The organism is Sphingomonas hankookensis (genome assembly GCF_028551275.1).
Lineage (GTDB): Bacteria > Pseudomonadota > Alphaproteobacteria > Sphingomonadales > Sphingomonadaceae > Sphingomonas > Sphingomonas hankookensis_A.
The window spans coordinates 442,136-465,079 of the sequence record NZ_CP117025.1 but is presented as its reverse complement, the minus strand read 5'-3'; the positions used below and the strand labels follow the sequence as shown (position 1 = coordinate 465,079).

The following is a 22,944-nucleotide window of genomic DNA, read 5'->3' as shown; positions in this document are numbered from 1 at the left end:
CCACCCGACCACCCACAGCGTATCCTGATTGGGTGGTCGGGTGGGGGAGCGGGCCGGTGCCGCCTGATCCGGCTTTGCCGGATCAGCCCGAAAACGATAAGGCGGCGGCATGACCCCATCCCCGATCCGCGCGGCGATCGTGCCCGTCACCCCGCTCCAGCAGAATTGCACGCTGATATGGTGTACGAAGACGATGCGCGGGGCGTTCGTCGATCCCGGCGGCGACCTGCCGCGCCTGCTCGCCGCCGCCGAGCAGCAGGGTGTGACTATCGAAAAGATCATCCTGACCCACGGCCATATCGACCATTGCGGCGAGGCGAAGCCGCTGGCCGAACAGCTGGGCGTACCGATCGAGGGCCCGCACGAGGCGGACCGCTTCTGGATCGCGCGGCTGGACGAGGACGGCAAGCGCTGGGGCCTGCGCGGCGTCCCGTTCGAACCCGACCGCTGGCTGGTCGAAGGCGACACGGTCACTGTGGGGGAGGCGAGCTTCGCGGTGTACGAAACACCGGGCCATACGCCCGGCCATGTCATCTTCTTCCACGAAGAAGCGCGATTCGCGCTGGTCGGCGACGTGCTGTTCCAGGGATCGATCGGTCGCACCGACTTTCCGCTGTCGGACCATCAGGCGCTGATCGACTCGGTCGTGGCCAAGCTGTGGCCGCTGGGCGATGACGTCGCGTTCGTGCCGGGCCATGGTCCGGGCAGCACCTTCGGCAATGAACGCGCGACGAACCCGTTCGTGGGGGACAAGGTGCTGGCCAGGTAAGCGCGATATCGCATACCCGCGCAGGCGGGGATCCAGGGACAAGCAGCGCCACGCCGGCGTTCGGCGCTCTGGATCCCCGCCTGCGCGGGGATACGGTTCGGTGGCAGGCCGCCAAACCCAACCCAATGCTTGCAACCGCGCACGAAAACGCTATAGGCGCGGTTCGCTTCGCGACCAGCCTGTCTGCCGGTCCGGCGGGTCGCCGGTCGCGGAAAAGCGGTCCGGCACTTGCCTGGGCCGCGTCGTCAGTTGATCGCGAAACCAACTGATACCCAAGTGATAAAGGTGCCGAAATGGCAGTTCCCAAGAGAAAGACCACGCCCTCGAAGCGCGGTATGCGTCGCAGCCACGACTCGCTGAGCATCGAGTCGTTCCAGGAATGCCCGAACTGCGGCGAACTGAAGCGTCCGCACAATCTGTGCACCGCTTGCGGCCATTATAACGGTCGCGAAGTCGTCTCGGTCGAAGCGTAATCCGCTCCACCGGACAGGAAGGCACGCATGGCTGACGGGTCCTGGATCGCCATCGACGCGATGGGCGGTGACGAAGGGCTTGCCACCATGCTGGCGGGCGTCGCCCATGCACGGCGACGCCACGAATCGATGCGCTTCCTGCTGGTCGGCGACGAGGCGGCGATTCGCGCCGGTCTCGAATCGCATCCCAACCTCAGTGCCGCGTCGGAAATCGTCCACGCGCCTGAGGTTGTCGGTTCTTCCGACAAGCCCAGCCAGGCGATTCGCCGGGCGAAGACCACGTCGATGGGCATCGCCATCAACCTGGTGAAGCAGGGGCGCGCCGCCGCCGCCGTGTCGTCGGGCAATACCGGCGCGCTGATGGCGATGGCGAAGCTCGCGCTGCGCACCATGCCCGGCATCGACCGGCCGGCGCTGGCGGCGTTGCTGCCGAGCCTCGGCGACAACGACCTCGTCATGCTCGACCTCGGCGCCAATGCCGAATGCGATGCGCGCAACCTCGTGCAGTTCGCGGTGATGGGCGCCGCCTATGCCCGCACCGCATTGGACCTCGAATCCCCCCGCGTCGCGCTGCTGAACATCGGCACCGAGGAGCTGAAGGGCATCGACAGCGTGCGGGAAGCGGCGGCGACGCTGCGCGCCTCGCCGCATCTGCCGATGACCTTCACCGGCTATATCGAGGGCGATCGCCTGTCGCGCGGGCAGGTCGATGTCGTCGTCTGCGACGGCTTTTCCGGCAATATCGCGCTGAAGACGGCGGAGGGGACGGCACGCTTCGTCGCCGACCTGCTCAAGCGGGCGTTCCGTTCGTCGGTCCGCTCGAAGATCGGGTTCCTGATCTCGAAGCCGGCGACCGAGCTGCTGCGCCACCATCTCGACCCCAACAACCATAATGGCGCGGTCTTCCTCGGCCTCAACGGGCTGGTGGTGAAGAGCCATGGCAGCGCCAATGCGATCGGCGTGTCGAACGCGATCCAGGTCGCCGCCAAGATGGTGCGCGACGACCTCACCCGCAGCATCGCCAGCGATCTGGCCGGTATCGAGGCACAGGCAGCATGATTCGCGCGATCGTCACCGGCACCGGATCGGCGCTCCCCGCCAACCGCGTCTCCAACGCCGACCTGGCCGAGCGGGTCGATACCTCCGACGAATGGATCGTCGAGCGCACCGGCATCCGTTTCCGCCACATCGCCGCCGAGCATGAGACGACCTCGTCGCTGGCGACCGATGCCGCGCGCGCCGCGATCGCCGCCGCCGGGCTGGAACCGGGACAGATCGACCTGATCGTGCTGGCGACCGCCACCCCGGACCAGACCTTCCCGGCGACCGCGACCAAGGTGCAGGCGGCTTTGGGCATCGACGATTGCGTCGCGTTCGACGTCGCGGCGGTCTGTTCGGGGTTCCTCTACGCGGTGCAGGTCGCCGATTCGATGCTGCGGGCCGGCGTCCATCGCCGCGCGCTGGTGATCGGGGCCGAAACCTTCAGCCGCATCCTCGACTGGGAGGATCGCACGACCTGCGTCCTGTTCGGCGACGGCGCGGGCGCGATCGTGCTCGAGGCGCAGGACGATTCGGACGGACGCGGCATCCTGTCGACCCGGCTCCACGCCGACGGTCGCCACAACCAGCTGCTCTACGTCGATGGCGGCCCGTCGACCACCGGCACCGTCGGCAAGCTGCGCATGAAGGGCAAGGAAGTGTTCCGCCATGCGGTGGTCAACCTTGCCGCCGTCATGGGCGAATCGCTCGACCTCGCCGGGCTGACCCCGGCCGATGTCGACTGGGTCGTGCCGCATCAGGCCAATGCCCGCATCCTCGATGCGACCGCGCGCAAGCTGAGCCTCGCCCCTGAAAAGGTGGTCGTCACCGTCGACCGGCACGCCAACACGTCCGCAGCCTCGGTTCCCCTGGCGCTCGACGTCGCGGTCAAGGACGGGCGGATCAAGCGCGGCGATATTGTCGTGCTGGAGGCGATGGGGGGTGGCTTTACTTGGGGCGCCGCCGTAGTGCGTTGGTAATCCTTTCGTATTTTTGAATCTTCGTATACGGCCTGCTATCGGTTCGTCGTATTTCGAAGGGGAACAGAACCGATGGCAACCGATGGCACGCTGACCCGCGCGGACCTTGCCGAAGAGATGCACCGCGAAATCGGCCTGTCGCGCGCCGATTCCGCGCGCGTGGTCGAACAGATTCTGGGGCATCTGTGCGAGGCGCTCGCCAAGGGCGAGAACGTCAAGATTTCGGGCTTCGGCAGCTTCGTCCTGCGCGACAAGGGCGAACGCGTCGGCCGCAATCCCAAGACCGGGGTCGAGGTGCCGATCGCGCCGCGGCGGGTGCTCACCTTCCGTGCCAGCCAGATGATGCGCGACCGCATCGTCGCGGCGGGCTGATCGGACCCGATTGGCGCCCCCCGTCGACAAATCGGCCGGCGCCTATCGCACGATCGGTGAGGTCGCGCGCGAACTGGGGGTGCCGCAGCACAAGCTGCGCTATTGGGAAGGGCGCTTCCCGCAGATCAAGCCGCTGACCCGCGCCGGCGACCGCCGCCATTACCGGCCGGAGGATGTGGCGCTGCTGCGTCGCATTCACGGCCTGCTGGGCGAACAGGGCTATACCGTGCGCGGCGTGCAGCAATTGCTGGCGCAGGAGGCCAAGGCCCCGCTGCCGGTCGCCCCGGCGCCACGCCGCGCAGCGCGCATCACCGAACTGCGTGCCATCCGGGCGTTGTTGTCCGACGCGCTGGTGGCGGATGGGGCGGGGCGGTAGCTTTCTCGCCACACACGTCGCCCCAGCGCAGGCTGGGGCCTCCATCGGCTCCTGTCCCATGCTACAACCGGGAGATCCCAGCCTTCGCTGGGATGACGTATCCGGGGCGAGGCCCAAGAAACGCCCCGCTTTCCCCCACGCCCAAACCTGCTAAACCGCGCGGGCGATGAGCGTATCCGACACCGAAGCCACTCCCGACGCCGCCCGCCCAGGCTGGCGCGCCCGTTTCGCCCGTATCCGGCGGCGGTGGTGGTTCCGCCTGCCGGCCTTCGCGTTCCTGCTGGCCGGGATCGGCGTGTTCCTGATCTGGCTGTTGCTGTGGCGCACGCTGCCCTCGGTCGATTCGCTGCGCGCCTATGAACCGCCGCTGCCGACCAATGTCCGGGGGATCGAGGGCGATCCGATCCACAGCTATGCCCGCGAACGCCGCGTGCAGCTGTCCTATGCCGAATATCCCCCGCTGCTGGTCCGCGCGTTCCTGGCGGCGGAAGATCGCACCTTCTTCGAACATCACGGCGTCGATTATCCCGGCATCGCGGCGGCGGTCTTCACCAACCTGACGCGCAGCGGCCGCCCGATCGGCGCGTCGACCATCACGCAACAGGTGGCGAAGAACCTGCTGCTGACCAACGAGGTCAGCTATGTCCGCAAGGCGAAGGAGGCGTTGCTCGCCTATCGCATCGAAAGCGCGCTGACCAAGCAGCAGATCCTCGAACTCTATCTCAACCAGATCGCGCTCGGCCGGAACGCGTTCGGCGTCGAGGCGGCGAGCCACGCCTATTTCGGCAAGGAACTGCGCGAGCTGACGCTGCCGCAAATGGCCTATCTGGCGATCCTGCCCAAGGGGCCGTCCAATTACACCCCCGAACGTGGCTATGATCGCGCGATCGCCCGGCGCAACTGGGTGCTGGGCGAAATGGAGCGCAACGGCTTCATCACGCCGGCCCAGCGTGCGGCGGCGGTCGCCCAACCGCTCGGCACCATCCCGCGCCAGACCCCGCGACAGGAAACCGCCGGCGGCTACTTCATCGAGGAAGTGCGCCGCCAGCTGCTCGACCGGTTCGGCGAGAATGCGAAGGACGGTCCGCACAGCGTCTATGCCGGCGGGCTGTGGGTGCGCACCTCGCTCGACCCGAAGATTCAGCAGGATGCGCAGGACGCGCTGCGTTCAGGCCTGATCCGCTTCGATTCGGGGCGTGGCTGGTCCGGCCCGCTCAACAAGCCGCGGCTGGAGGTCGACGAGGACAATTGGCAGTCGGCGTTGCTTAACACCAACATCGCCATCGATTATCAGGACTGGCAGGCCGCCATCGTCATCGCCAAGGATGGCGGCGAGGCGCGGATCGGTTTCGCCGACGGGCGCACCGGCGTCCTGCCGCGCGGCAATGCGGTGATGCCGGTCCGGGGGCAGGGCGGCACCGCCTTCGCCGCGATCCTGCCCGGCGACATCCTCGCAGTGGCCCCTGCCGGCAGCCAGTGGTCGTTGCGCTCGGTCCCGCGCGTGTCGGGCGGCATGGTGGTCGAGGACCCGCGCACCGGCCGCATCCTCGCCATGCAGGGCGGCTTCGACAGCCGCATCCAGTCGTTCAACCGCGCGACCCAGGCGATGCGCCAGCCCGGATCGACCATCAAGCCGATCGTCTATGCCGCCGCGCTGGAGGCGGGGATGACCCCGGCCTCGATCATCGTCGACGGCCCGTTCTGCGTGAACCAGGGCGGGCGGCTGGGCCAGAAATGCTTCCGCAACTTCGGCGGCGGCGGCGCCGGGCCGCACACCATGCGCTGGGGCGTCGAACAGTCGCGCAACCTGATGACGGTGCGCGCCGCCGCACAGACCGGCATGGACAAGGTCAACGACCTGATCCAGCGCGTCGGCGTCAGCGACACCAAGTTCCCGCCGTACCTCTCTTATGCGCTGGGCGCGGGCGAGACGACGGTCATGCGCATGGTCAATGCGTACTCGATCCTCGCCAATCAGGGCCGCGAGCTCAAACCCACCGTGATCGATTTCGTGCAGGACCGGCGCGGCAAGGTGATCCTGCCCGAAAACTGGCGCGCCTGCGACGGCTGCAACGCGCCCGACTGGGACGGCAAGCCGATGCCGCGTCCGCAGATCAAGTCGCGCCAGATCATGGACGCGATGAGCGCCTACCAGATGGTGCACATCATGGAGGGGGTGATCCAGCGCGGCACGGCGACCACCCTGCGCGATCTCGGCCGCCCGATCATGGGCAAGACCGGCACCTCGACCGGTCCCACCGACGTATGGTTCGTCGGCGGCACGCCGCAGATGATCGCCGGCCTGTATCTGGGCTTCGACACGCCGCGCAATCTGGGCGGCTATGCGCAGGGCGGCACGATCGCCGCGCCGATCTACAAGAGCTTCGCGGTCAAGGCGTACAAGGACATGGAGGTGCTGCCGTTCCGCGCGCCCGCCGGCATCCGCATGGTCCGCATCGACCGCGCCAGCGGCCGTCCGGTCTATGGCGGCTGGCCGACGACCGACCCCAAGGCCGGCATCATCTGGGAAGCGTTCAAGCCCGAGACGGAGGCGCGCCGCGCCACCGGCCGGCTGGGCGAGGCGCGCGCGCCCGTCACCCGCGACCCGACCCGCGCCGCGCCGGTCCAACGACAGGCGCAACCGCGCGACAGCGACTTCTTGCAACGCGAAGGGGGAATCTACTAGCGCGCGCCCTATATCGGCGGCATTCCCCCTGATGACGTTTTTCCGGAGTTTCCCCCATGCGCGCCGAAGCGCAAGCCCATGTAGACAAGATCAACGATGCCCTCGCGCTGCTGCGCCGCTTCCTCGATTGGGACCGCGCGCTGCGCCGGTTGGACGAGCTGAACGCGCGCGTCGAGGACCAGGCATTGTGGAACGATCCCAAGGCCGCGCAGGAAGTGATGCGCGAACGCCGCCGGCTGGACGAGGCGATCACCGCCACCCGCACCATCGAGCGTGAGCTGTCCGACACGGTCGAACTGATCGAGATGGCCGAGGCCGAGGGCGATGCCGAGATGGCCGACGAAGGCGTCGCCAACCTCGCCGAACTCGCGAAGCGTGCCGATCACGACAAGGTGCAGGCGCTGCTGTCGGGCGAGGCCGATGCCAACGACACCTATATCGAGATCAACGCCGGTGCCGGCGGGACGGAGAGCCAGGACTGGGCCGGCATGCTGCAACGCATGTACACCCGCTGGGCCGAACGCCGCGGGCTGAAGGTCGAGCTGGTCGACCAGCATTCGGGCGAACAGGCGGGCATCAAGTCGGCGACGCTGCTGCTGAAGGGCGAGAACGCGTACGGTTTCGCCAAGACCGAGGGCGGCGTCCACCGCCTCGTCCGCATCAGCCCCTATGACAGCGCGGCACGGCGCCACACCTCGTTCGCGTCCGTCTGGGTCTATCCGGTGATCGACGACAATATCGAGGTCGAGTATAACGAAAGCGACCTGCGCATCGACACCTATCGCGCGTCGGGCGCCGGCGGGCAGCACATCAACACCACCGATTCGGCGGTGCGCATCACCCATATCCCGACCGGCATCGTGGTGCAGTGCCAGAACCAGCGGTCGCAGCACAAGAACAAGGCCGAGGCCTATAACCAGCTGCGCGCCCGCCTGTATGAGCGCGAGCTGGCGATCCGCGAGGCGGAGGCCAATGCCGAGAACGCGACCAAGACCGATATCGGCTGGGGCCACCAGATCCGCTCCTATGTCCTGCAACCCTATCAGATGGTGAAGGACCTGCGCACCGGCGTCGTCTCGACCGCGCCCGGCGACGTGCTGGACGGTGCGCTCGACCCGTTCATGGCGGCGGCGCTGTCGCAACGGGTCACGGGCGAGAAGGTCGATGTCGAGGATGTCGACTGAGATGCACCGCGCCGTCCTCCCCGCGCTGCTGATTCTGGCCGGCTGCGACGCGACGCAGCCGAACCCGATCGCCAATGCGCAGCGGGAGGACAAGCCGGACTTTCCCAAGGCCGACCGGCCCGTGGCGACGATCGTGTCGGCGCGCTGGTCGACCGAGGAAGCGCGCGACCGGCTGAACGAGGCCGAGCTGGTGATGGACAAGGCCGGCATCGCGCCAGGCATGACCGTCGCCGATATCGGCGCGGGCGAGGGCTATTACACCATCCGCCTGGCACAGCGGGTCGGCGACGACGGCCGCGTGCTGGCCGAGGACATCATCCCGCAGATCCGCGACGCGCTGGCGCACCGGGTCGCGCGCGAACGCCTCGACAATGTCAGCGTCCGGCTGGGCGAACCCGACGATGCCAAGCTGCCGGTCGACAGCTTCGACCGGGTGCTGATGGTCCACATGTACCACGAGATCGCCGAGCCCTACGCCTTCCTGTGGAACCTGCGCCCCTCGCTGCGCCCCGGCGGGCGCGTGGTGGTGGTCGACGCCGACCGCCGCACCCAGAATCACGGCACCCCGCCTGCGCTGCTGAAATGCGAGTTCGAGGCGGTCGGCTACCGGATGGTCGAGCTGCAGAAGATGCCCTCGGCCGGCGGCTATATCGCGATGTTCACCCCCGAAGGCCCGCGACCGGAGCCGAAGAATATCGTGCCCTGCCGGGTGCCGACGCCCACGCCGAGTGCGGGTCCCAGCGGCACCCACAAGGGCTGACCGGCCGGTTCCCACGCCCCCCGTTCGGTTCGAGCAGCTTCGAGCCTGTCGAGAAGCGTCCGTCGAGAACGCGTTTCTCGGGGCACCCCTTCTCGACTACGGTTCTCGACAGGCTCGAACCTCCGCTCGAAGCAAACGGAGGGCGTAGGGGACGGAGACGGGATCGAGGCAGCGCAAACGGCGTGTGGGTTCCAACCCCAACCCCACCCGTCACCCCGGGCTTGACCCGGGGTCCCGCTTCTTCCTTCTACAATCGCCAGTCCAAAAAGCGTCGCCCCGGATCAAGTCCGGAGTGACGGGTAGTACCCCGGGCTAACCTTCGCCTGAAACTCACCCCAACAGAACCGGCGCCAACAACAGCAACAACTTCACATCGACCGCCTTGCCCGCCGCCCGCTGCCCGGCCACGAACCCGGCCACGCCCTCCAGCGGCACCCGATGCACGACGATATCCTCGCCGGGCACCCCGCCACCCTCACCGACCTTCACCAGATCACCGGCGCGAAACAGCGTGAAACTCTCCGACACCATCCCCGGCGACGAATGATATTCGCCAAGCGGCACCATCGACCCTGCGCGATAGCCGGTCTCCTCCTCCAGCTCGCGCGTCGCCGCCACCGCCGCCGCTTCGCCCGCCGCATCGTCGCCGACCAGTCCGGCGGGCAGTTCGATGCAGTTGCGCCCCAGCGGCACGCGATATTGCTCGACCAGCAGCACATGGCCGTCATCGATCGCGACGATCACCGCCGCGCCGATCCCGTTCGCGCGCCCGACATATTCCCAGCGGCCACGCTTCTTCGCGGTGATGAAGCGCCCGGCCCACATCACCTCTTCGGGGGCATCGGCATCGATCATAGTTCGATCAACCGGTCGGGAAGTTCGTTCATCGGTCTGGCTCCTGTCGGAAAATGTTCGGCGAGCACCGCGCCGATCGCGCCCACCGCCGCGACGATCCCGTCGGCCGGCCGGTCCTGCTTCAACGCCACCAGCAACGCCGCCAGCGCATCGCCCCATAGTGCCGGATCGACCCGGTCGTGAATCGCGGCCTCGGCGATCAGTTCGGCGCGATGTTCGTCGAGCGACAGGTACAGCAGCACGCCCGTCGCCGCGACCGTGCGGCGTTCGGCGGCGGCACGGAACAGCAGCAGCGCGCGCGCATGGACCCGCCGCGCCTTGGTCGCCGCCGGGGTCAGCGCCATGCGGAGCGGCATCCACGCACAGCCATAGCGCACGATCAGGAACACCGCGCCCTGCACCCACGCCAGTGTCGACAGCAGGAACAGCGGGGTAGGGGCATCGCCCCACGGCTCGACCCAAGCATGAAAGGCGAGCAGCCAGCCCGGCCACAATGCGGTGCCGACCAGCACCAGCAGCATCGCCAGCACCGCCATGTGCAGCCCTACATCATGATAGGCGTCGGACCGCCGGGCGAGCACGACGACGATCTCGCCCTCGGTCGCCGATTCGGCCTGCGCCACCGCATCGCGGATGCGCGCCCGGTCGGTATCGTTCAGGTGCATCACCAATTCCCGGAAGCGCCGCCGCCGCCGAACGATCCGCCGCCGCCACCGGTAAAGCCGCCGCCGTCCCGAAAAGACCAGCATGCAGAAGATGATGACCCCGATCGCGATGAAGAAGATCGCGCCGGTCGGCAGGCCGCTCCCGCCCGATCGTGGCTGCTGACGCCGGCCCCGGTCGAACGCCGCCGCCGCGGCATCGACCCGCGCCTGCGCTTCCTCGGGGCTCAGCCGCAATTGCGCGATCACCGCATCCGCTCCGGCGGTCATCGCGCCGGGCACGTCGCCGTCCTTCAGCTTCGGCATCATCTGCTGCTGGATGATCGCACTCGATATCGCGTCGGTCAGGATCGGTTCGAGGCCATAACCGACCTCCAGCCGCGGTCCGCGTTGCCCCGCGGGATTGTTCGGCGCAATGAACAGGATCGCGCCGTTATCCACATCCTTGAGGCCCACGCCCCAGGCTCGGCCCAGCCGATAGCCATACTCCTCCAGCGGATAGCCTTGGGTGTCGCCGATCGTCGCCACGACGAACTGCCGCTTGGTATCCTTCTGTAAAACCAGCAATTTCTGCGTAAGGTCGGCGCGAGTTTCCGCCGGCAGGACGTTGGCATCGTCGACGACCAGCCCGGTGAACTTCGGAAATGTCTGCGCGGCGGCGGGCAGTGCGCAGACTGTCCACAAACTTATCCACAGGCAGATCAACAGGCGCCGCATCGGGCCGCGCGTCAGTTCGAATTGCCGAAATTGACCTGCGGCGCGACCTCCGCCCCGGCCTGCGCCTGAAAGCTCTGCTTGGGCTTGGCGCCATAGAAGATGCGCGCGCCGACCGCGTCGGGGAAGGTGCGGATGCGGGTGTTATATGCCTGCACCGCCTCGTTATAATCGCGCCGGGCGATCGCGATGCGGTTCTCGGTACCCTCCAGCTGCGATTGCAGCGACAGGAAATTCTGGTTGCTGGTCAGCTGTGGATACGCCTCGACCACCGTGCGCAACTGGCCCAGCGCCTGGGTCAGCTGGTTCTGTGCCGCCTGGAACCGCTGGAACGTCGCCGGGTCGGACAGGTCGTCGGTGGTGACGTTGATCGACGTCGCGTTCGCGCGCGCTTGCGTCACCTGCGTCAGCACGCGTTCCTCCTGTCCGGCGAATCCCTTCACCGTCGCGACGAGGTTGGGGATCAGGTCGGCACGGCGCTGATACTGGTTCTGCACCTCGCCCCACCGGGCGTTCACCTCTTCCTCGGCGGTCGGCACGCTGTTCACGCCGCATGCCGCCAGCGGCACCGCCATCATCACCACCATCGCCCGCCGCATGTATATCATCCTGTCCGGTGCTTGCCTGGCACCATGGTATCGAAGCACTATGCCACCCTCAAGCAGAGACGGGAGGGCCAGGTCCATGCTCAAGGAATTTCGCACGTTCGTCGCGCGCGGCAACGTGCTCGACCTCGCGGTCGGGGTCATCATCGGCGCGGCGTTCGGCACGATCACCAAATCGCTGACCGACGACATCATCATGCCGGTGATCGGCTACATCTTCGGCGGGTTCGATTTTTCGAGCTATTTCATCAAGCTCGGCCCGATCCCGGCGACCTATAAGGGTAGCCCGGACAGCTATAGCGCGCTGAAGGCCGCTGGCGTGCCGCTGTTCGGCTACGGCCAGTTCGTCAGCGTGGTGATCAATTTCGTCATCCTCGCTTTCATCGTGTTCCTGCTGGTCAAGTTCGTGAACCGTGCCATCGCGACGGTGCATCAGGAACAGAAGACCGGCGACGTCACCCCCGCCGCCGACCCGCCCGAAATCGCGCTGCTGCGCGAAATCCGCGACGAATTGCGCGCGGGCAAGACGCTGTCGGAATGATGCCGTACCCCCGCGCAGGCGGGGGTCCAGAGCCAAGAAAGCGACGCTCGCCGCCTGTAACCCTGGATCCCCGCCTGCGCGGGGATACGCTTATGCCGCCGCCAGCTCCTGCGCCGCCGCTGCCGCCAGGCTGGTCCCGTCGAGGATTCGTGCCGTCTCGTCCCGTACCCGCGCCATCGCATGACGGATGGCGCAGCTCGCCTCGTCCTTGCAGTCGCCGCACGGGCGGTACGCGGTGCGGCTGACGCAGGGCACCAGCGCCAGCGGCCCTTCGATCACGCGGATGATCTCGCCCAGCGAAATCAGGTGCGCTGGCCGCGCGAGGTGATAGCCCCCCGCCTTGCCGCGCGTCGACGACAGGAACCCCGCCTCGCGCAGGTCGGCGAGGATCAGTTCGAGGAACTTGCGCGGCACGTTCGCGGCGGTGGCGATGCGGTGCATCGGCATCGGGGCCTCGCCCGCCGGCTGTTCGGCAAGGAACAGCATCGCGCGCAGCGCATAGCGGGAACGCTGGGTCAGCATGATCCTGTCGCCCATGCCACCGCATCGCGCGCAAGGGAAGTCCGCTTCTTTTCAAAGCCGGGACAAGCGCCTATATCCCCTCTCGCCGGCTTCCAGCCGGCTATGACGATAAATGGCGGCGTGCAATAGACGCAGCGGACCCGGGGGCAGTACCCGGCGGCTCCACCACCTGCGCCGGATGGTCGACACGCGTGAAGCGTGCCGACCCAGCGGCTCAGCTGATGGGGCCGAACCAGGATCGACGTGTGTTGAAAAGCGCTGTTTTCGTTCGGAATGGGACCACCGCAACGGCCCATACACACAAGTGCCAACGATAACGAAGCACTCGCGATTGCGGCGTAACTAAGGGCCTCACGGCCTGAAGTTACTCCAAAATAGCGCGGTTGGACCGAACCGGGCAACAGAATCGGATTCCAGCGGTACGGGGAGCACCGGGCAACAGAAGCTCCCCACTGATCCCATTCTCTGACCGGGTATGTCGCCTTGTCGACCGGGCGGGCCTTCCCATCATCGTCATTCCCGCGCAGGCGGGAATCCATACACGCCGAGGTCGGCGATGGAGCCGCGGCGGCAGCGTCTATGGACTCCCGCCTTCGCGGGAGTGACGAAAGGATAAGGGCTAGCCGGGAGGTTCCCCGCAGCCGCCTTCCCCGCTACGCGCACCCCATGGACATCGACCTCATCGCCCTGCTCATGCTGGTCGCCTTCTGCGCCGGCACCATCGACGCGATGGCGGGCGGGGGCGGGCTCATCACCATCCCCGCGCTGCTCGCCGCCGGCGTGCCGCCGGTCATGGCGCTCGGCACCAACAAGCTGCAAAGCGCGTTCGGCACCGCCGGCGCGACCTTCGCCTTCTGGCGCAAGGGGCATATCGACCTGCGCCGCTCGTGGCGGTTGGCGCTCGCCTCGTTCGGTGGCGCGGCGGTCGGCGCGGCGCTGGTGCAGGCGATCGACCCGCAGTTCCTTGCCGGGCTGCTGCCGGTGCTGCTGGTCGCGATGGCGCTGTATTTCCTGTTCGGCCCGCGCCTGTCGGACGTCGACACCCACACCCGCCTCGCGCCCGCCGGGCTGCTGCTCGCGGTGGCGGCGATCGGCACCTATGACGGGTTCTTCGGTCCCGGCACCGGCTCCTTCTTCACCCTGCTGCTCGTCACTGCCGCCGGCATGGGCGCGACGCGGGCGGTCGGGCATACCAAGCTGCTGAACCTCGCCAGCAATCTCGCCGGCGTCATCGTACTGGTCGCGGGCGGCCATGTGTGGTGGGTACTGGGGCTGTCGATGGCGGTGGCGAGCGTGGCCGGCGGACAACTCGGCGCGGCGCTGGCGATCCGGTTCGGGGGCAGGGCGATCCGCCCGCTGCTGGTGGTGGTGTCGCTGGCGCTGACGGTGAAGCTGGTGGCCGACCCGGCCAATCCGCTGCGGGTGTGGTTGGGGATCTGACCTCACACACCACCCCTTCATCCCACCCCGTTCGGTTCGAGCAGCTTCGAGCTTGTCGAGAAGCGTCCGTCGAGAACTTGCTCGTTTGGGGCAGCCCCTTCTCGACTTCGGTTCTCGACAGGCTCGAACCTGCGCTCGAAGCAAACGGGGTGGGGATAACGGGGAAGGGGCAGGGGCAGGGCGCTCAGTCCAACCGCGCGCCAGCCACCCGCGTCAACCGACACGCCAGATCCGCCTCGCCCGACGCCACGATCCAGTCCTCGCCATCCGCCACGATTCCCGTCGTGAACACCACCGGCTGCGGCAGATACGCCTGATGCGCGATCGGCGCGATCAACGCGGACGCCGCCTCCAGCACCGGCCGCGTCTCGTCCCGCTCCCGCACCTCGCGAGCCTCGGCATCGATCAACGCCCGGTACGTCCGATACACCCCGACCGCGCCCTGTTTCTCGACGCCGTGATACAGCATCATCCACCCGCGCTTCGTCCGCACCGGCGGGGTCCCGCCGCCCAGCTTATACGCCGCCGCGCCCTTCAACGGCCGCAAAGCCGGTTCCGCCAAAGGCCGCCAGTGCAGCATGTCGGGGGAGGTCGCGAGGTTGATGCTCGGTCCGCTCCCTTCCGCGCCATCGGGCGCTGCGACGAACCACGCATCCGACAGCGGCCGGGTGAGCGACACGAACCGGTCGCCGACCCGCCCCTCGAACGGCACCATGTCCTTGTTGCCATGGTCGAGCACGATCCCCTGCGACCGCCAGGCAAAGCCGTCGTCCGACCGGTACATCACCGTACACAGCCGCCCGCCCGACACGCCGCACACCGTCATCCAGTACGTGCCGTCGATCGCCACGATGCGCGGGTCCTCGACGCCGTACTGGGCATAGTCCGCCGACGGCTCGACCGCGCGGTCGTAATGGACCGCCACCACCCGCTGCCCGTCCGCCGACAGCTCGACCGGCAACAGCCATGACAGCGAGGTGAGCCCGAGGAACGGATAGGCCCCGCCCTTCAAGGAAAAGAACCGCGGATCGCTGACATCCGCCGCATCGGCCGGAAACGCGTCGAGCACATAGCGCCCGCCCGTCCAGCGGATCGATCGCACGCAGCCATGGCGCACCGGTTCGCGCAACGCCTCCGCCACCCGCACCAGCAGCAGCAGATTGCCGCTGGGCAACCGCGTCAGCGCCGGGTTGAACGCACCCAGCACATAGGTCGGCTCGGACAGGTCGCGCCGCAGCGGCGAACGGGTGAGATCGACATCGTCCGGCGCAAAAACGATCCGGTCGTCGCTCACGCCGCGTCCCCGTCCTGCAGCGATCGGTGATGCCGAATCACCTCGTCGATGATGAAGCGCAGGAATTTCTCGGAAAATTCGGGGTCGAGATCGGCATCGCGCGCCAGCGACCGCAACCGTGCGATCTGCGCTTCCTCGCGCCCGGGATCGGCCGGGGGCAGGCCGTTCTCGGCCTTGTACTCGCCGACCGCCTGCGTCACCTTGAACCGTTCGGCCAGCAGGAACACCAGCGCGGCATCGATATTGTCGATGCTCTGGCGGAATCGTTGCAGCGTCGCGTCGGCCATGGCGTCCTCTTCCGGTTCGTGCCGCCCCTTTCGCGCGACGGGACGGGCGGCGCAACCCCGCCTTTCCCTTGCGTTCGAGAGCGTGAACCGCCACATCGCTGGGACATGACGGCTACCCTGCACCGCCTCGACAAGCGGACCGACCCCTCCCTCGATCCGCTGATGGCGTTGGTCGCCGACGACATGAACCGCGTCAACGCGGTGATCCTTGATCGCATGCAGTCGAAAATCCCGCTGATCCCCGAACTGGCCGGTCACCTGATCGCCGGCGGGGGCAAGCGGATGCGGCCGATGCTGACGCTCGCCTGTGCCAAGCTGATTGGCTATGGTGGCACGCGCCACCACCTGCTCTCGGCGGCGGTCGAATTCATCCATACCGCGACGCTGCTGCACGATGATGTGGTCGACGGGTCCGACCTGCGCCGGGGCAAGCGCACCGCCAACATCATCTGGGGCAATCCCGCCAGCGTGCTGGTCGGCGACTTCCTGTTTTCCAAGAGCTTCGAACTGATGGTCGAGGCGGAAAGCCTGAAGGCGCTGCGCGTCCTGTCGGGCGCCTCCGCCGTGATCGCGGAAGGGGAGGTCAACCAGTTGACCGCCATCCGCCGCATCGACACGCCCGAGGATCGCTATCTCGACATCATCGGGGCCAAGACCGCGGCGCTGTTCGCCGCCGCCTGCCGCATCGCCGCGATCGTCGCCGACCGCTCCGACGCCGACGAGGCCGCCTTGGACGCCTATGGCCGCAACCTTGGCATCGCGTTCCAGCTGGTCGACGATGCGATCGATTACGTCTCCGACGCCGACACCATGGGCAAGGACGCCGGTGACGATTTCCGCGAAGGCAAGATGACGCTGCCCGTCATCCTCGCCTATGCCCGCGGCGACGAGGAATCGCGTGCCTTCTGGCGCGACGCGGTGTCGGGCAAGCGGGCGTCTGACGCCGATCTGGCGCATGCCATCACCCTGATCCGTTCGACCCGCGCGGTCGACGACACCCTCGCGCGGGCGCGGCATTATGGGCAGCGGGCGATCGACGCCATCGGCCGCTTTCCCAATGGTCCGGCGAAGGATGCGATGATCGAAGCGGTCGAATTCGCCATCCGCCGGGCCTACTGAAACGGATACGATTCTTTAAGAAACGCTTTATAAACAATATGCTGTGACATTGCGGCCCGTGCCACACGACGGGCGCCGCCATGCACAGGACTCCCATGCGTATCGCCGACGATCCCGCCTTTCGCGGAGCCATCACCTCCGCGCCGTGGATGCTCGACTTCGCGCTGTTCGGCCATTGGGACCTCGACACCGTCCAGCGCTTCGGCGCAGGGATCCGCGATGCGGTGACGCGCCTGCCGGCGCTGGGCGTCCGTCCGGGCGAGCAGGTCGCGCTGTTCGACATTACCGGCTTCGCCGTCCAGTCGCCCCAAGTCCTCGCCGCGCTGGGCGAGATCGCCGACCGGTCGCGCACCACCTCGCGCAAGATCGCGCTGGTCCGCAGCAGCGCGCTGCTGTCGATGCAGGCGAAACGTGCGCTGCCGCACCTGCGGATGTTCGATTCGCGCGAAGCGGCGCTGGCCTGGTTGCGCGAGGATGGGCCGGCTTGAAGCGCGCGTCACCCCAACGCCGCGCCGGTCGACTGGCACAATAGCCAGCCCCACCCGTCACCCCGGGCCTGACCCGGGGTCCCGCTTCTTCTACGGCGGCAGTAGAAATCCGGGGTGAAGGGGCGGGGGGCGACGAAAATCCGCCCACCACGAACGTCATCCCAGCGCAGGCTGGGGTCTCCCGGTAACAGCACGCAGCAGACGCCGCACGAGATCGACGTCACGCCAATGCCGGCTTTCCTACACGCCCACACCCTGCCACGCTGCCGTCACGCTCTTTCCCATCGTGACCGCCACCCGCCCGCCACCACGGCAAACGCCACGGCGCGCGCAAACTCGCCGCGAGTGTGAACTTGGTGAACTTTGGGCTGAGCCCGCCCGTCGCGGCACCCGCAAACGCCACGCGCAAAACCGTGGCTAGTGTGAACTTAGTGAACTTTGACCCTCAGGCCGCCCGCTTCTCCAGCGCCTGCGCCGCCTCGGCCATCAGCGTCGCGATGATCTCGGCCGCCGGTTCCTCCTTCGTCACCATGCCGACCGACTGCCCGGCCATCAGGCTGCCATGTTCGACATCGCCGTCGATCACCGCCCGGCGCAGCGCGCCCGCCCAATAATGTTCGATCTGCAACTGCGCCTCGGCCATCGCCACGCCGCCTTCGTCCAGCATCTGCGCCACTTCGCGCTGCTTGGCGGTGAACAGCTCGCCCCCGGCATTCTTCAGCGCACGCACCGGAATCACCGGCAGGCGCGGGTCGATCTGGACACTGGCGACCGCATCACGCGCCGACGCCCGCAAAAACGCCTTCTTGAACGCCGGGTGCGCGATCGATTCGGTCGCGCAGACGAAGCGCGTGCCGAGCTGCACCCCCGCCGCGCCCATGTCGAGATAACCGGCGATCGCCTCGCCCCGGCCGATCCCGCCGGCGACGAACACCGGCACCTGGTCCGCGACCTCGGGCAGCATTTCCTGCGCCAGCACGCTGGTGGAAACCGGGCCGATATGCCCGCCGGCCTCCATCCCCTCGATCACCAGCGCGTCGGCGCCCGACCGGATCAGCTTCTTGGCCAGCGCAAGGGCAGGCGCAAAGGCGATGACCTTGGCACCGGTCGCCTTGATCGCCTCCAGCGACCCCTTGGGCGGCAGCCCGCCGGCCAGCACGACATGGGTGACGCGGTGGCGCGCGCACACCTCGATCAGGTCGAACAGCGCCGGGTGCATGGTGATCAGGTTCACGCCGAACGGCTTGCTCGTCAGCGCCTTGGTCCCCGCGATCTCGGCATCGAGCAGCTCGGGGGTCATCGCCCCGCACGCGATGACGCCGAACCCGCCGGCATTGGAAATCGCGGCGACGAGGTTGCGCTCGCTCACCCACGACATCGCGCCGCACAGGATCGCGGTTTCGGAGCCCAGGAAGTCACAGCCGCGCGCCATGCGGCGCTCCAGGCGCTCGGCGCCGATCGATGCGTTGGTCATCCCTCCGCCTAGCGCGGGGCGACCGCTTCGGGCAAGCAGGGACGATGATGCGACAGGAACATGGCGAGCTGGTGGTCACCACCAACGGACAGGGGCTGGTGCTGATCACGGGACAGGTGCGGCACTGGGTCGATTCGACCGGCATCGCCAGCGGGCTGCTGACCCTGTTCTGCCGCCACACCTCCGCCTCGCTGCTGGTACAGGAAAACGCCAGCGAGGCGGCGCGCGACGACCTCGAACGCTATTTCCGCCACATCGCGCCCGAAAGCGACCGCTACGCCCATGACGAGGAGGGGCCGGACGACATGCCCGCCCATCTGCGCACCGCGCTGACCGACGTATCGCTGTCGATTCCGGTGATCGGCCACCGCCCGGTGCTCGGCACGTGGCAGGGCATCTACCTGTTCGAACACCGCCGCGCGGCGCACCGGCGAAGGATCGCTGTCCACCTGATCGGAGAATAATGACGTTCTGGTGTTTGGGACCAAACCGTTCGTGCTGAGTAGGGACTGAGCTTGTCGAAGACCCGTATCGAAGCACATGTCCTTCGATACGCCCTTTCGACTGCGCTCAATGGCTACTCAGGACGAACGGACCGGGTTTGCAACGTCCCGCTCGGAGCTTACCCCTCCGCGTCCAGCCCGTAGGCGGTATGCAGCACGCGCACCGCGAGCTCGGTATAATCCTCTTCGATCAGCACGCTGACCTTGATCTCCGACGTGGTGATCGCCTGGATATTGATGCCGCGGTCGGCCAGCGCGGTGAACATCGTCGAGGCGACGCCGGCATGGCTGCGCATGCCCACGCCGACCACCGACACCTTGGCGACGCGGGTGTCGTGAAGCACCTTCTGGAAGCCGATATCGTCCTTCGCCTTTTCCAGCGTGTCGAGCGCGCGGGCCAGTTCGGCCGACGGCACGGTGAAGGTCACGTCGGTCGACCCGGTCGAATGGGCGATGTTCTGCACGATCATGTCGACGTTGATGCCGGTGCCGGCCAGCGGCGCGAAGATCGATGCCACCGCGCCGGGGCGGTCGGGCACCGCGACCAGCGTGATCTTCGCCTCGTTCTTGTCGTGGGCGATACCGGTGATGAGCTGCCGTTCCATGTCCGTCACTTCCTCTTCGCCGACGATCAGCGTTCCACGATAACCGTCCTCGTCGCGGGTATCGTCGAACGACGACAGCACGCGCACGCGGACCTTTTCCTTCATTGCCAGCCCGACCGAGCGGGTCTGCAGCACCTTCGCCCCGACCGAGGCGAGTTCGAGCATTTCCTCGTACGTCACCCGCGCCAGCTTGCGCGCACGCGGCACGATCCGCGGGTCGGTAGTATAGACGCCGTCGACATCGGTGTAGATGTCGCAGCGATCGGCCTGCATCGCCGCCGCCATCGCCACCGCCGACGTGTCCGACCCGCCGCGCCCCAGCGTGGTGATGCGGTTGGCGTCGGTCACGCCCTGGAATCCAGGGATCACCGCCACTTCGCCCTTGGCGAGCGACTCGTCGAGCGCGGCCGTGTCGATCGATTCGATCCGCGCGGTCGCATGGGCGTCGCTGGTGCGGATCGGCAATTGCCAGCCGAGCCACGAGCGCGCCGGCACGCCGATCGCCTGGAGTGCGATCGCCAGCAGCCCGCTGGTCACCTGCTCGCCCGACGACACCACCGCGTCATATTCGCGCGGGTCGTACAGCGCCGATGCCTCGCGGCAGAAGCCGACCAGCCGGTCGGTGTCGCCCGCCATTGCCGACACGACCACTGCGACCTGGTTGCCGGCCTCCACCTCGCGCTTCACGCGCTGGGCGACGTTGCGAATACGTTCGATCCCCGCCATCGAGGTGCCACCGAACTTCATCACGATCCGCGCCATGCGTTTTGCCATTCATCCTTGGGGGGAATGGCGGCGGCTGATAGGAGAGCGCCATGACGAACGCAAGCAACGCAATCTTTATGTCCGAAAAAGCCGCGCCCACGCAATCAAGCGTCGTCGCGCGCGAAGCCGCCCATTTCGGCGAGATGGCGGCCGACTGGTGGAACCCGAAGGGCAGCTCGGCGATGCTCCACCGGCTGAACCCGGTGCGGCTGGCGTACCTCCGCGCGGCGATCGATTCGCATTGGGACGGCGATGCGGCCGGCTTCACGCCGCTGGCCGGCAAGACGGTGCTCGATGTCGGCTGCGGCGCCGGGCTCCTCGCCGAACCGCTCGCCCGGTTGGGCGGGCAGGTGACCGGCGTCGACGCCGCGCCCGAAAATATCGGGGCCGCCGCCGCCCATGCGGCGCTCACCGGCCTGTCGATCGAGTATCTGGCGGGTGGCGTGGAAGCGATCGCCGGGCGGCAGTTCGACCTCGTCACCTCGCTGGAGGTGATCGAGCATGTCGCCGACCCCGCCGCCTTCGTGCGCGGGCTGGCCGATGCGGTCGCACCGGGCGGGCTGCTGGTCGTGTCGACGCCCAACCGCACCGCGCTGTCGCGCCTCGCCATGATTACAGTCGCCGAGGGGACGGGCATGATCCCGCGCGGCACGCACGACTGGGACCGGTTCCTCACCCCGCCGGAACTGACCGCGCATCTGCAGGCGGCGGGGATGACGGTGTCGCCGCCCGCCGGCCTGTCCTTCTCCGCCGCGCGCGGCTTCACCCTGTCCGACGATATCGCGCTCGACTATTTCCTGACCGCGACGCGGGGCTGATCTCCGACCCGAACCGTACGTCACCCCAGCGAAGGCTGGGGTCTCCCGCGGCTCTTGCTGCGTGCTGCCACCGGGAGATTCCAGCCTGCGCTGGAATGACGTTTGCGGGTCAGGCGGATCGGCCCCCGGCAGTCACTTCTTGTCGAGGTTGATGACGAACATCGGCCCGAACTCGAACACCTGCTTGCCCGTCGCCAGCTGTAACGACGCCATCAGCTCGCCCGCCGCATAGTCGCGATCCGCCTTGCCCGTCACCTGATGGAACTCGAACGCCTCGCCGACCTCGATCGGGCCGCCGATGACCTGGCTGTACGGTTCCTTGTTCAGCTGGATACCGGCCACCGCGATCCGCGCCTTGGTGCCCGGCGCCATGCCGTGTGCGCGCGCGTGGAAGGCGAGGACGAGGCGGTCGCCCTGCTTCACCGGTTCGGTGGTCGGCGACTGGAGCTGGATCTTCCATGCATCCTTGTCGGCGCCGGGAATGGCGAGGCGGATGACCTTGCCGCCATCGACTTCCTTGACGCGGGTCAGCGGCGGCTTGGGCAGGCCATAGACGTTCAGGCTCGCCGGCATCGGTGCATTGATGACCTTGGCGGCCATGTCCTCGGCGCTCTGCGCGACGACCGGCGCGGCGACCATGGCAACCAGCGCGGCCGCCATCCAGCTCTTGTGCATATCCCCTCCCAAGGAAATTATAGGCGGCCATCGTAATCGTATCCACATCTTCCGATCAACCGTCAGCGTTGTCAGAAATTTGATCTTGGTACGGCGCGTGCCCATCTGGAACCGATGACCGGATCGCTCGACCGCTTCGTCATCGCGCAACAGCGCGACCATGCCACCGCGCTCGCCGAACTGCGCGCCGGGGCCAAGCGCAGCCACTGGATGTGGTACATCTTTCCGCAGCTGCGCGGGCTGGGGCAGAGCGCGATGGCTGAGACCTATGGCATCGCCGATCTCGCCGAGGCGCGGGCGTATCTGGCCCATCCGGTGCTCGGCGCGCGGCTGGTCGAATCGGCCGAGGCGCTGCTGGCACATCGCGGCAAGGATATCGTCGCCATCCTCGGCAGCATCGACGCGATGAAGCTGCGCTCGTCGATGACCCTGTTCGAGCGTGCGACGGCGAATACCGAACCGCGCTTCGCCGCAGTCCTCGACGCTTTTTACGCAGGCGCGCGCGACCCGGTGACGCTACGCCTGCTCGGCTAACACCGCCATACGCCGGGCGATGGCGGGCAGGGTTCCGTCCGCAAAGGCGGCAGCGAGCAACCCCTCGCTGAACCGATCGCCCCGGATGAGCATCGTCAGCATCCTTGCCAGCAGGTCGGTATCGGCCATGGCGACCCGTGCCGGATCGTCTCGCAGCGACCGATAGGCTTCGCTGCCCGCAAAGGTCGACCAATCGATATCCGGTCGTACCCAATGCGCGGCATAGGCCGCCTGGACGAAGGCCCCGGCCTCTGCCGACAGCTGGAAATAGGGCATCTCCACCACCCCATCGGTCGATCCGCCGCCGCCCCACGATCCGAAGGCGAACCCCGGATCGGCGAACACCGCTGCGAACGGCGCGAGCGGCACGGGGTCGGGCGGCGGCAGGCGATCGACCATGGCGGC

The 22,944-nt window shown here is 67.6% G+C and carries 26 protein-coding genes, 1 other RNA gene and 1 pseudogene; 17 read left to right on the top strand and 11 right to left on the bottom strand.

Annotation, left to right across the window (positions count from 1 at the left end; translation table 11 throughout):
* The first annotated feature begins 109 nt into the window (after positions 1-109).
* The 9 genes from PPZ50_RS02315 to PPZ50_RS02275 all read left to right on the top strand — a co-directional run bounded on the left by PPZ50_RS02315 (position 110) and on the right by PPZ50_RS02275 (position 8,638).
* The gene (locus PPZ50_RS02315; RefSeq protein WP_066692474.1) at positions 110-769 is read left to right on the top strand and encodes an MBL fold metallo-hydrolase; all 660 of its coding nucleotides are present in this window, start codon (positions 110-112) and stop codon (positions 767-769) included.
* A 293-nt stretch (positions 770-1,062) separates the two neighbouring features.
* Positions 1,063-1,242: a 50S ribosomal protein L32 gene (gene rpmF, locus PPZ50_RS02310; protein ID WP_066692472.1), complete on the top strand. Its 180-nt coding sequence runs from the start codon at positions 1,063-1,065 to the stop codon at positions 1,240-1,242.
* Between the two features lie 27 nt (positions 1,243-1,269).
* Entirely contained in the window at positions 1,270-2,301 is a 1,032-nt protein-coding gene (gene plsX, locus PPZ50_RS02305) for a phosphate acyltransferase PlsX (protein WP_066692471.1), read from the top strand.
* Positions 2,298-3,260 carry a beta-ketoacyl-ACP synthase III gene (locus tag PPZ50_RS02300; protein WP_066692470.1) on the top strand — a complete coding sequence of 321 codons (963 nt, stop codon included), beginning with the start codon at positions 2,298-2,300 and terminating at the stop codon, positions 3,258-3,260. Before plsX ends, PPZ50_RS02300 begins: the two co-directional genes overlap by 4 nt.
* Before the next feature lie 72 nt (positions 3,261-3,332).
* The gene (locus PPZ50_RS02295) at positions 3,333-3,632 is read left to right on the top strand and encodes an integration host factor subunit alpha (RefSeq protein ID WP_066692468.1); all 300 of its coding nucleotides are present in this window, start codon (positions 3,333-3,335) and stop codon (positions 3,630-3,632) included.
* A gap of 10 nt (positions 3,633-3,642) precedes the next feature.
* Positions 3,643-4,008 (top strand): MerR family transcriptional regulator, encoded by a 366-nt coding sequence (locus tag PPZ50_RS02290; protein ID WP_066692467.1) that lies wholly within the window; start codon positions 3,643-3,645, stop codon positions 4,006-4,008.
* 166 nt (positions 4,009-4,174) lie between these two features.
* A complete protein-coding gene (locus tag PPZ50_RS02285) occupies positions 4,175-6,694 on the top strand; it encodes a penicillin-binding protein 1A (protein WP_066692465.1) in 2,520 nt (839 codons plus the stop codon).
* A gap of 56 nt (positions 6,695-6,750) precedes the next feature.
* Complete coding sequence (gene prfB / locus PPZ50_RS02280; RefSeq protein WP_066692462.1) at positions 6,751-7,878, top strand: peptide chain release factor 2; 1,128 nt, start codon at positions 6,751-6,753, stop codon at positions 7,876-7,878.
* Positions 7,868-8,638 carry a class I SAM-dependent methyltransferase gene (locus PPZ50_RS02275; protein ID WP_272815698.1) on the top strand — a complete coding sequence of 257 codons (771 nt, stop codon included), beginning with the start codon at positions 7,868-7,870 and terminating at the stop codon, positions 8,636-8,638. Before prfB ends, PPZ50_RS02275 begins: the two co-directional genes overlap by 11 nt.
* 330 nt (positions 8,639-8,968) lie before the next feature.
* Here the strand turns inward: PPZ50_RS02275 and PPZ50_RS02270 are convergent, their stop codons facing one another.
* The 4 genes and pseudogenes from PPZ50_RS02270 to PPZ50_RS02255 all read right to left on the bottom strand — a co-directional run bounded on the left by PPZ50_RS02270 (position 8,969) and on the right by PPZ50_RS02255 (position 11,468).
* The gene (locus PPZ50_RS02270) at positions 8,969-9,493 is read right to left on the bottom strand and encodes an NUDIX hydrolase (protein ID WP_066692456.1); all 525 of its coding nucleotides are present in this window, start codon (positions 9,491-9,493) and stop codon (positions 8,969-8,971) included.
* Positions 9,490-10,158, bottom strand: coding sequence for a TPM domain-containing protein (locus tag PPZ50_RS02265; RefSeq protein ID WP_084401704.1), 669 nt, complete (start codon positions 10,156-10,158; stop codon positions 9,490-9,492). Before PPZ50_RS02265 ends, PPZ50_RS02270 begins: the two co-directional genes overlap by 4 nt.
* Positions 10,159-10,455: 297 nt before the next feature.
* Positions 10,456-10,872: pseudogene (locus PPZ50_RS18875) on the bottom strand (TPM domain-containing protein); the annotation flags it as partial.
* Positions 10,873-10,883: 11 nt separating this feature from the next.
* Complete coding sequence (locus tag PPZ50_RS02255; protein ID WP_420038510.1) at positions 10,884-11,468, bottom strand: LemA family protein; 585 nt, start codon at positions 11,466-11,468, stop codon at positions 10,884-10,886.
* An 85-nt stretch (positions 11,469-11,553) separates the two neighbouring features.
* Between PPZ50_RS02255 and mscL the strand changes: the two genes are divergently transcribed.
* Positions 11,554-12,015: a large conductance mechanosensitive channel protein MscL gene (mscL, locus tag PPZ50_RS02250; protein ID WP_066692448.1), complete on the top strand. Its 462-nt coding sequence runs from the start codon at positions 11,554-11,556 to the stop codon at positions 12,013-12,015.
* Between the two features lie 90 nt (positions 12,016-12,105).
* Here the strand turns inward: mscL and PPZ50_RS02245 are convergent, their stop codons facing one another.
* Positions 12,106-12,537, bottom strand: coding sequence for an RrF2 family transcriptional regulator (locus PPZ50_RS02245; RefSeq protein WP_055759141.1), 432 nt, complete (start codon positions 12,535-12,537; stop codon positions 12,106-12,108).
* A 44-nt stretch (positions 12,538-12,581) separates the two neighbouring features.
* Between PPZ50_RS02245 and ssrA the strand changes: the two genes are divergently transcribed.
* Positions 12,582-12,952, top strand: a transfer-messenger RNA (tmRNA) gene (ssrA, locus tag PPZ50_RS02240).
* A gap of 251 nt (positions 12,953-13,203) precedes the next feature.
* Complete coding sequence (locus PPZ50_RS02235; RefSeq protein WP_066692445.1) at positions 13,204-13,977, top strand: TSUP family transporter; 774 nt, start codon at positions 13,204-13,206, stop codon at positions 13,975-13,977.
* A 184-nt stretch (positions 13,978-14,161) separates the two neighbouring features.
* Here the strand turns inward: PPZ50_RS02235 and PPZ50_RS02230 are convergent, their stop codons facing one another.
* Positions 14,162-15,271 carry a glycosidase gene (locus PPZ50_RS02230; protein WP_066692444.1) on the bottom strand — a complete coding sequence of 370 codons (1,110 nt, stop codon included), beginning with the start codon at positions 15,269-15,271 and terminating at the stop codon, positions 14,162-14,164.
* The gene (locus tag PPZ50_RS02225) at positions 15,268-15,558 is read right to left on the bottom strand and encodes a chorismate mutase (RefSeq protein ID WP_066692442.1); all 291 of its coding nucleotides are present in this window, start codon (positions 15,556-15,558) and stop codon (positions 15,268-15,270) included. Before PPZ50_RS02225 ends, PPZ50_RS02230 begins: the two co-directional genes overlap by 4 nt.
* A gap of 105 nt (positions 15,559-15,663) precedes the next feature.
* Between PPZ50_RS02225 and PPZ50_RS02220 the strand changes: the two genes are divergently transcribed.
* Together PPZ50_RS02220 and PPZ50_RS02215 are read left to right on the top strand one after the other, a co-directional pair.
* Positions 15,664-16,677 (top strand): polyprenyl synthetase family protein, encoded by a 1,014-nt coding sequence (locus PPZ50_RS02220; RefSeq protein ID WP_066692439.1) that lies wholly within the window; start codon positions 15,664-15,666, stop codon positions 16,675-16,677.
* 95 nt (positions 16,678-16,772) lie between these two features.
* A complete protein-coding gene (locus tag PPZ50_RS02215) occupies positions 16,773-17,165 on the top strand; it encodes a hypothetical protein (protein WP_066692436.1) in 393 nt (130 codons plus the stop codon).
* Between the two features lie 445 nt (positions 17,166-17,610).
* Here the strand turns inward: PPZ50_RS02215 and PPZ50_RS02210 are convergent, their stop codons facing one another.
* Positions 17,611-18,597 (bottom strand): NAD(P)H-dependent flavin oxidoreductase, encoded by a 987-nt coding sequence (locus PPZ50_RS02210; protein WP_084401733.1) that lies wholly within the window; start codon positions 18,595-18,597, stop codon positions 17,611-17,613.
* An 89-nt stretch (positions 18,598-18,686) separates the two neighbouring features.
* On the opposite strand from PPZ50_RS02210, the gene PPZ50_RS02205 reads away from it, so the two are divergent.
* The gene (locus PPZ50_RS02205; protein ID WP_126012554.1) at positions 18,687-19,103 is read left to right on the top strand and encodes a secondary thiamine-phosphate synthase enzyme YjbQ; all 417 of its coding nucleotides are present in this window, start codon (positions 18,687-18,689) and stop codon (positions 19,101-19,103) included.
* Between the two features lie 158 nt (positions 19,104-19,261).
* Here the strand turns inward: PPZ50_RS02205 and PPZ50_RS02200 are convergent, their stop codons facing one another.
* A complete protein-coding gene (locus PPZ50_RS02200) occupies positions 19,262-20,509 on the bottom strand; it encodes an aspartate kinase (protein ID WP_066692430.1) in 1,248 nt (415 codons plus the stop codon).
* 146 nt (positions 20,510-20,655) lie between these two features.
* On the opposite strand from PPZ50_RS02200, the gene ubiG reads away from it, so the two are divergent.
* Positions 20,656-21,330, top strand: a complete 675-nt coding sequence (gene ubiG / locus PPZ50_RS02195; protein ID WP_420794425.1) for a bifunctional 2-polyprenyl-6-hydroxyphenol methylase/3-demethylubiquinol 3-O-methyltransferase UbiG — start codon at positions 20,656-20,658, stop codon at positions 21,328-21,330.
* 132 nt (positions 21,331-21,462) lie between these two features.
* Here ubiG and PPZ50_RS02190 read toward each other — a convergent pair whose 3' ends face one another.
* Positions 21,463-22,005, bottom strand: a complete 543-nt coding sequence (locus PPZ50_RS02190; RefSeq protein ID WP_066692428.1) for a hypothetical protein — start codon at positions 22,003-22,005, stop codon at positions 21,463-21,465.
* Between the two features lie 114 nt (positions 22,006-22,119).
* Here PPZ50_RS02190 and PPZ50_RS02185 point away from each other — a divergent pair, with 114 nt between their 5' ends.
* Positions 22,120-22,539 (top strand): DUF1810 domain-containing protein, encoded by a 420-nt coding sequence (locus tag PPZ50_RS02185; RefSeq protein WP_066692425.1) that lies wholly within the window; start codon positions 22,120-22,122, stop codon positions 22,537-22,539.
* Here PPZ50_RS02185 and PPZ50_RS02180 read toward each other — a convergent pair.
* Complete coding sequence (locus tag PPZ50_RS02180) at positions 22,522-22,938, bottom strand: DUF6508 domain-containing protein (protein WP_066692422.1); 417 nt, start codon at positions 22,936-22,938, stop codon at positions 22,522-22,524. The genes PPZ50_RS02185 and PPZ50_RS02180 overlap by 18 nt on opposite strands.
* Positions 22,939-22,944 lie beyond the last annotated feature (6 nt).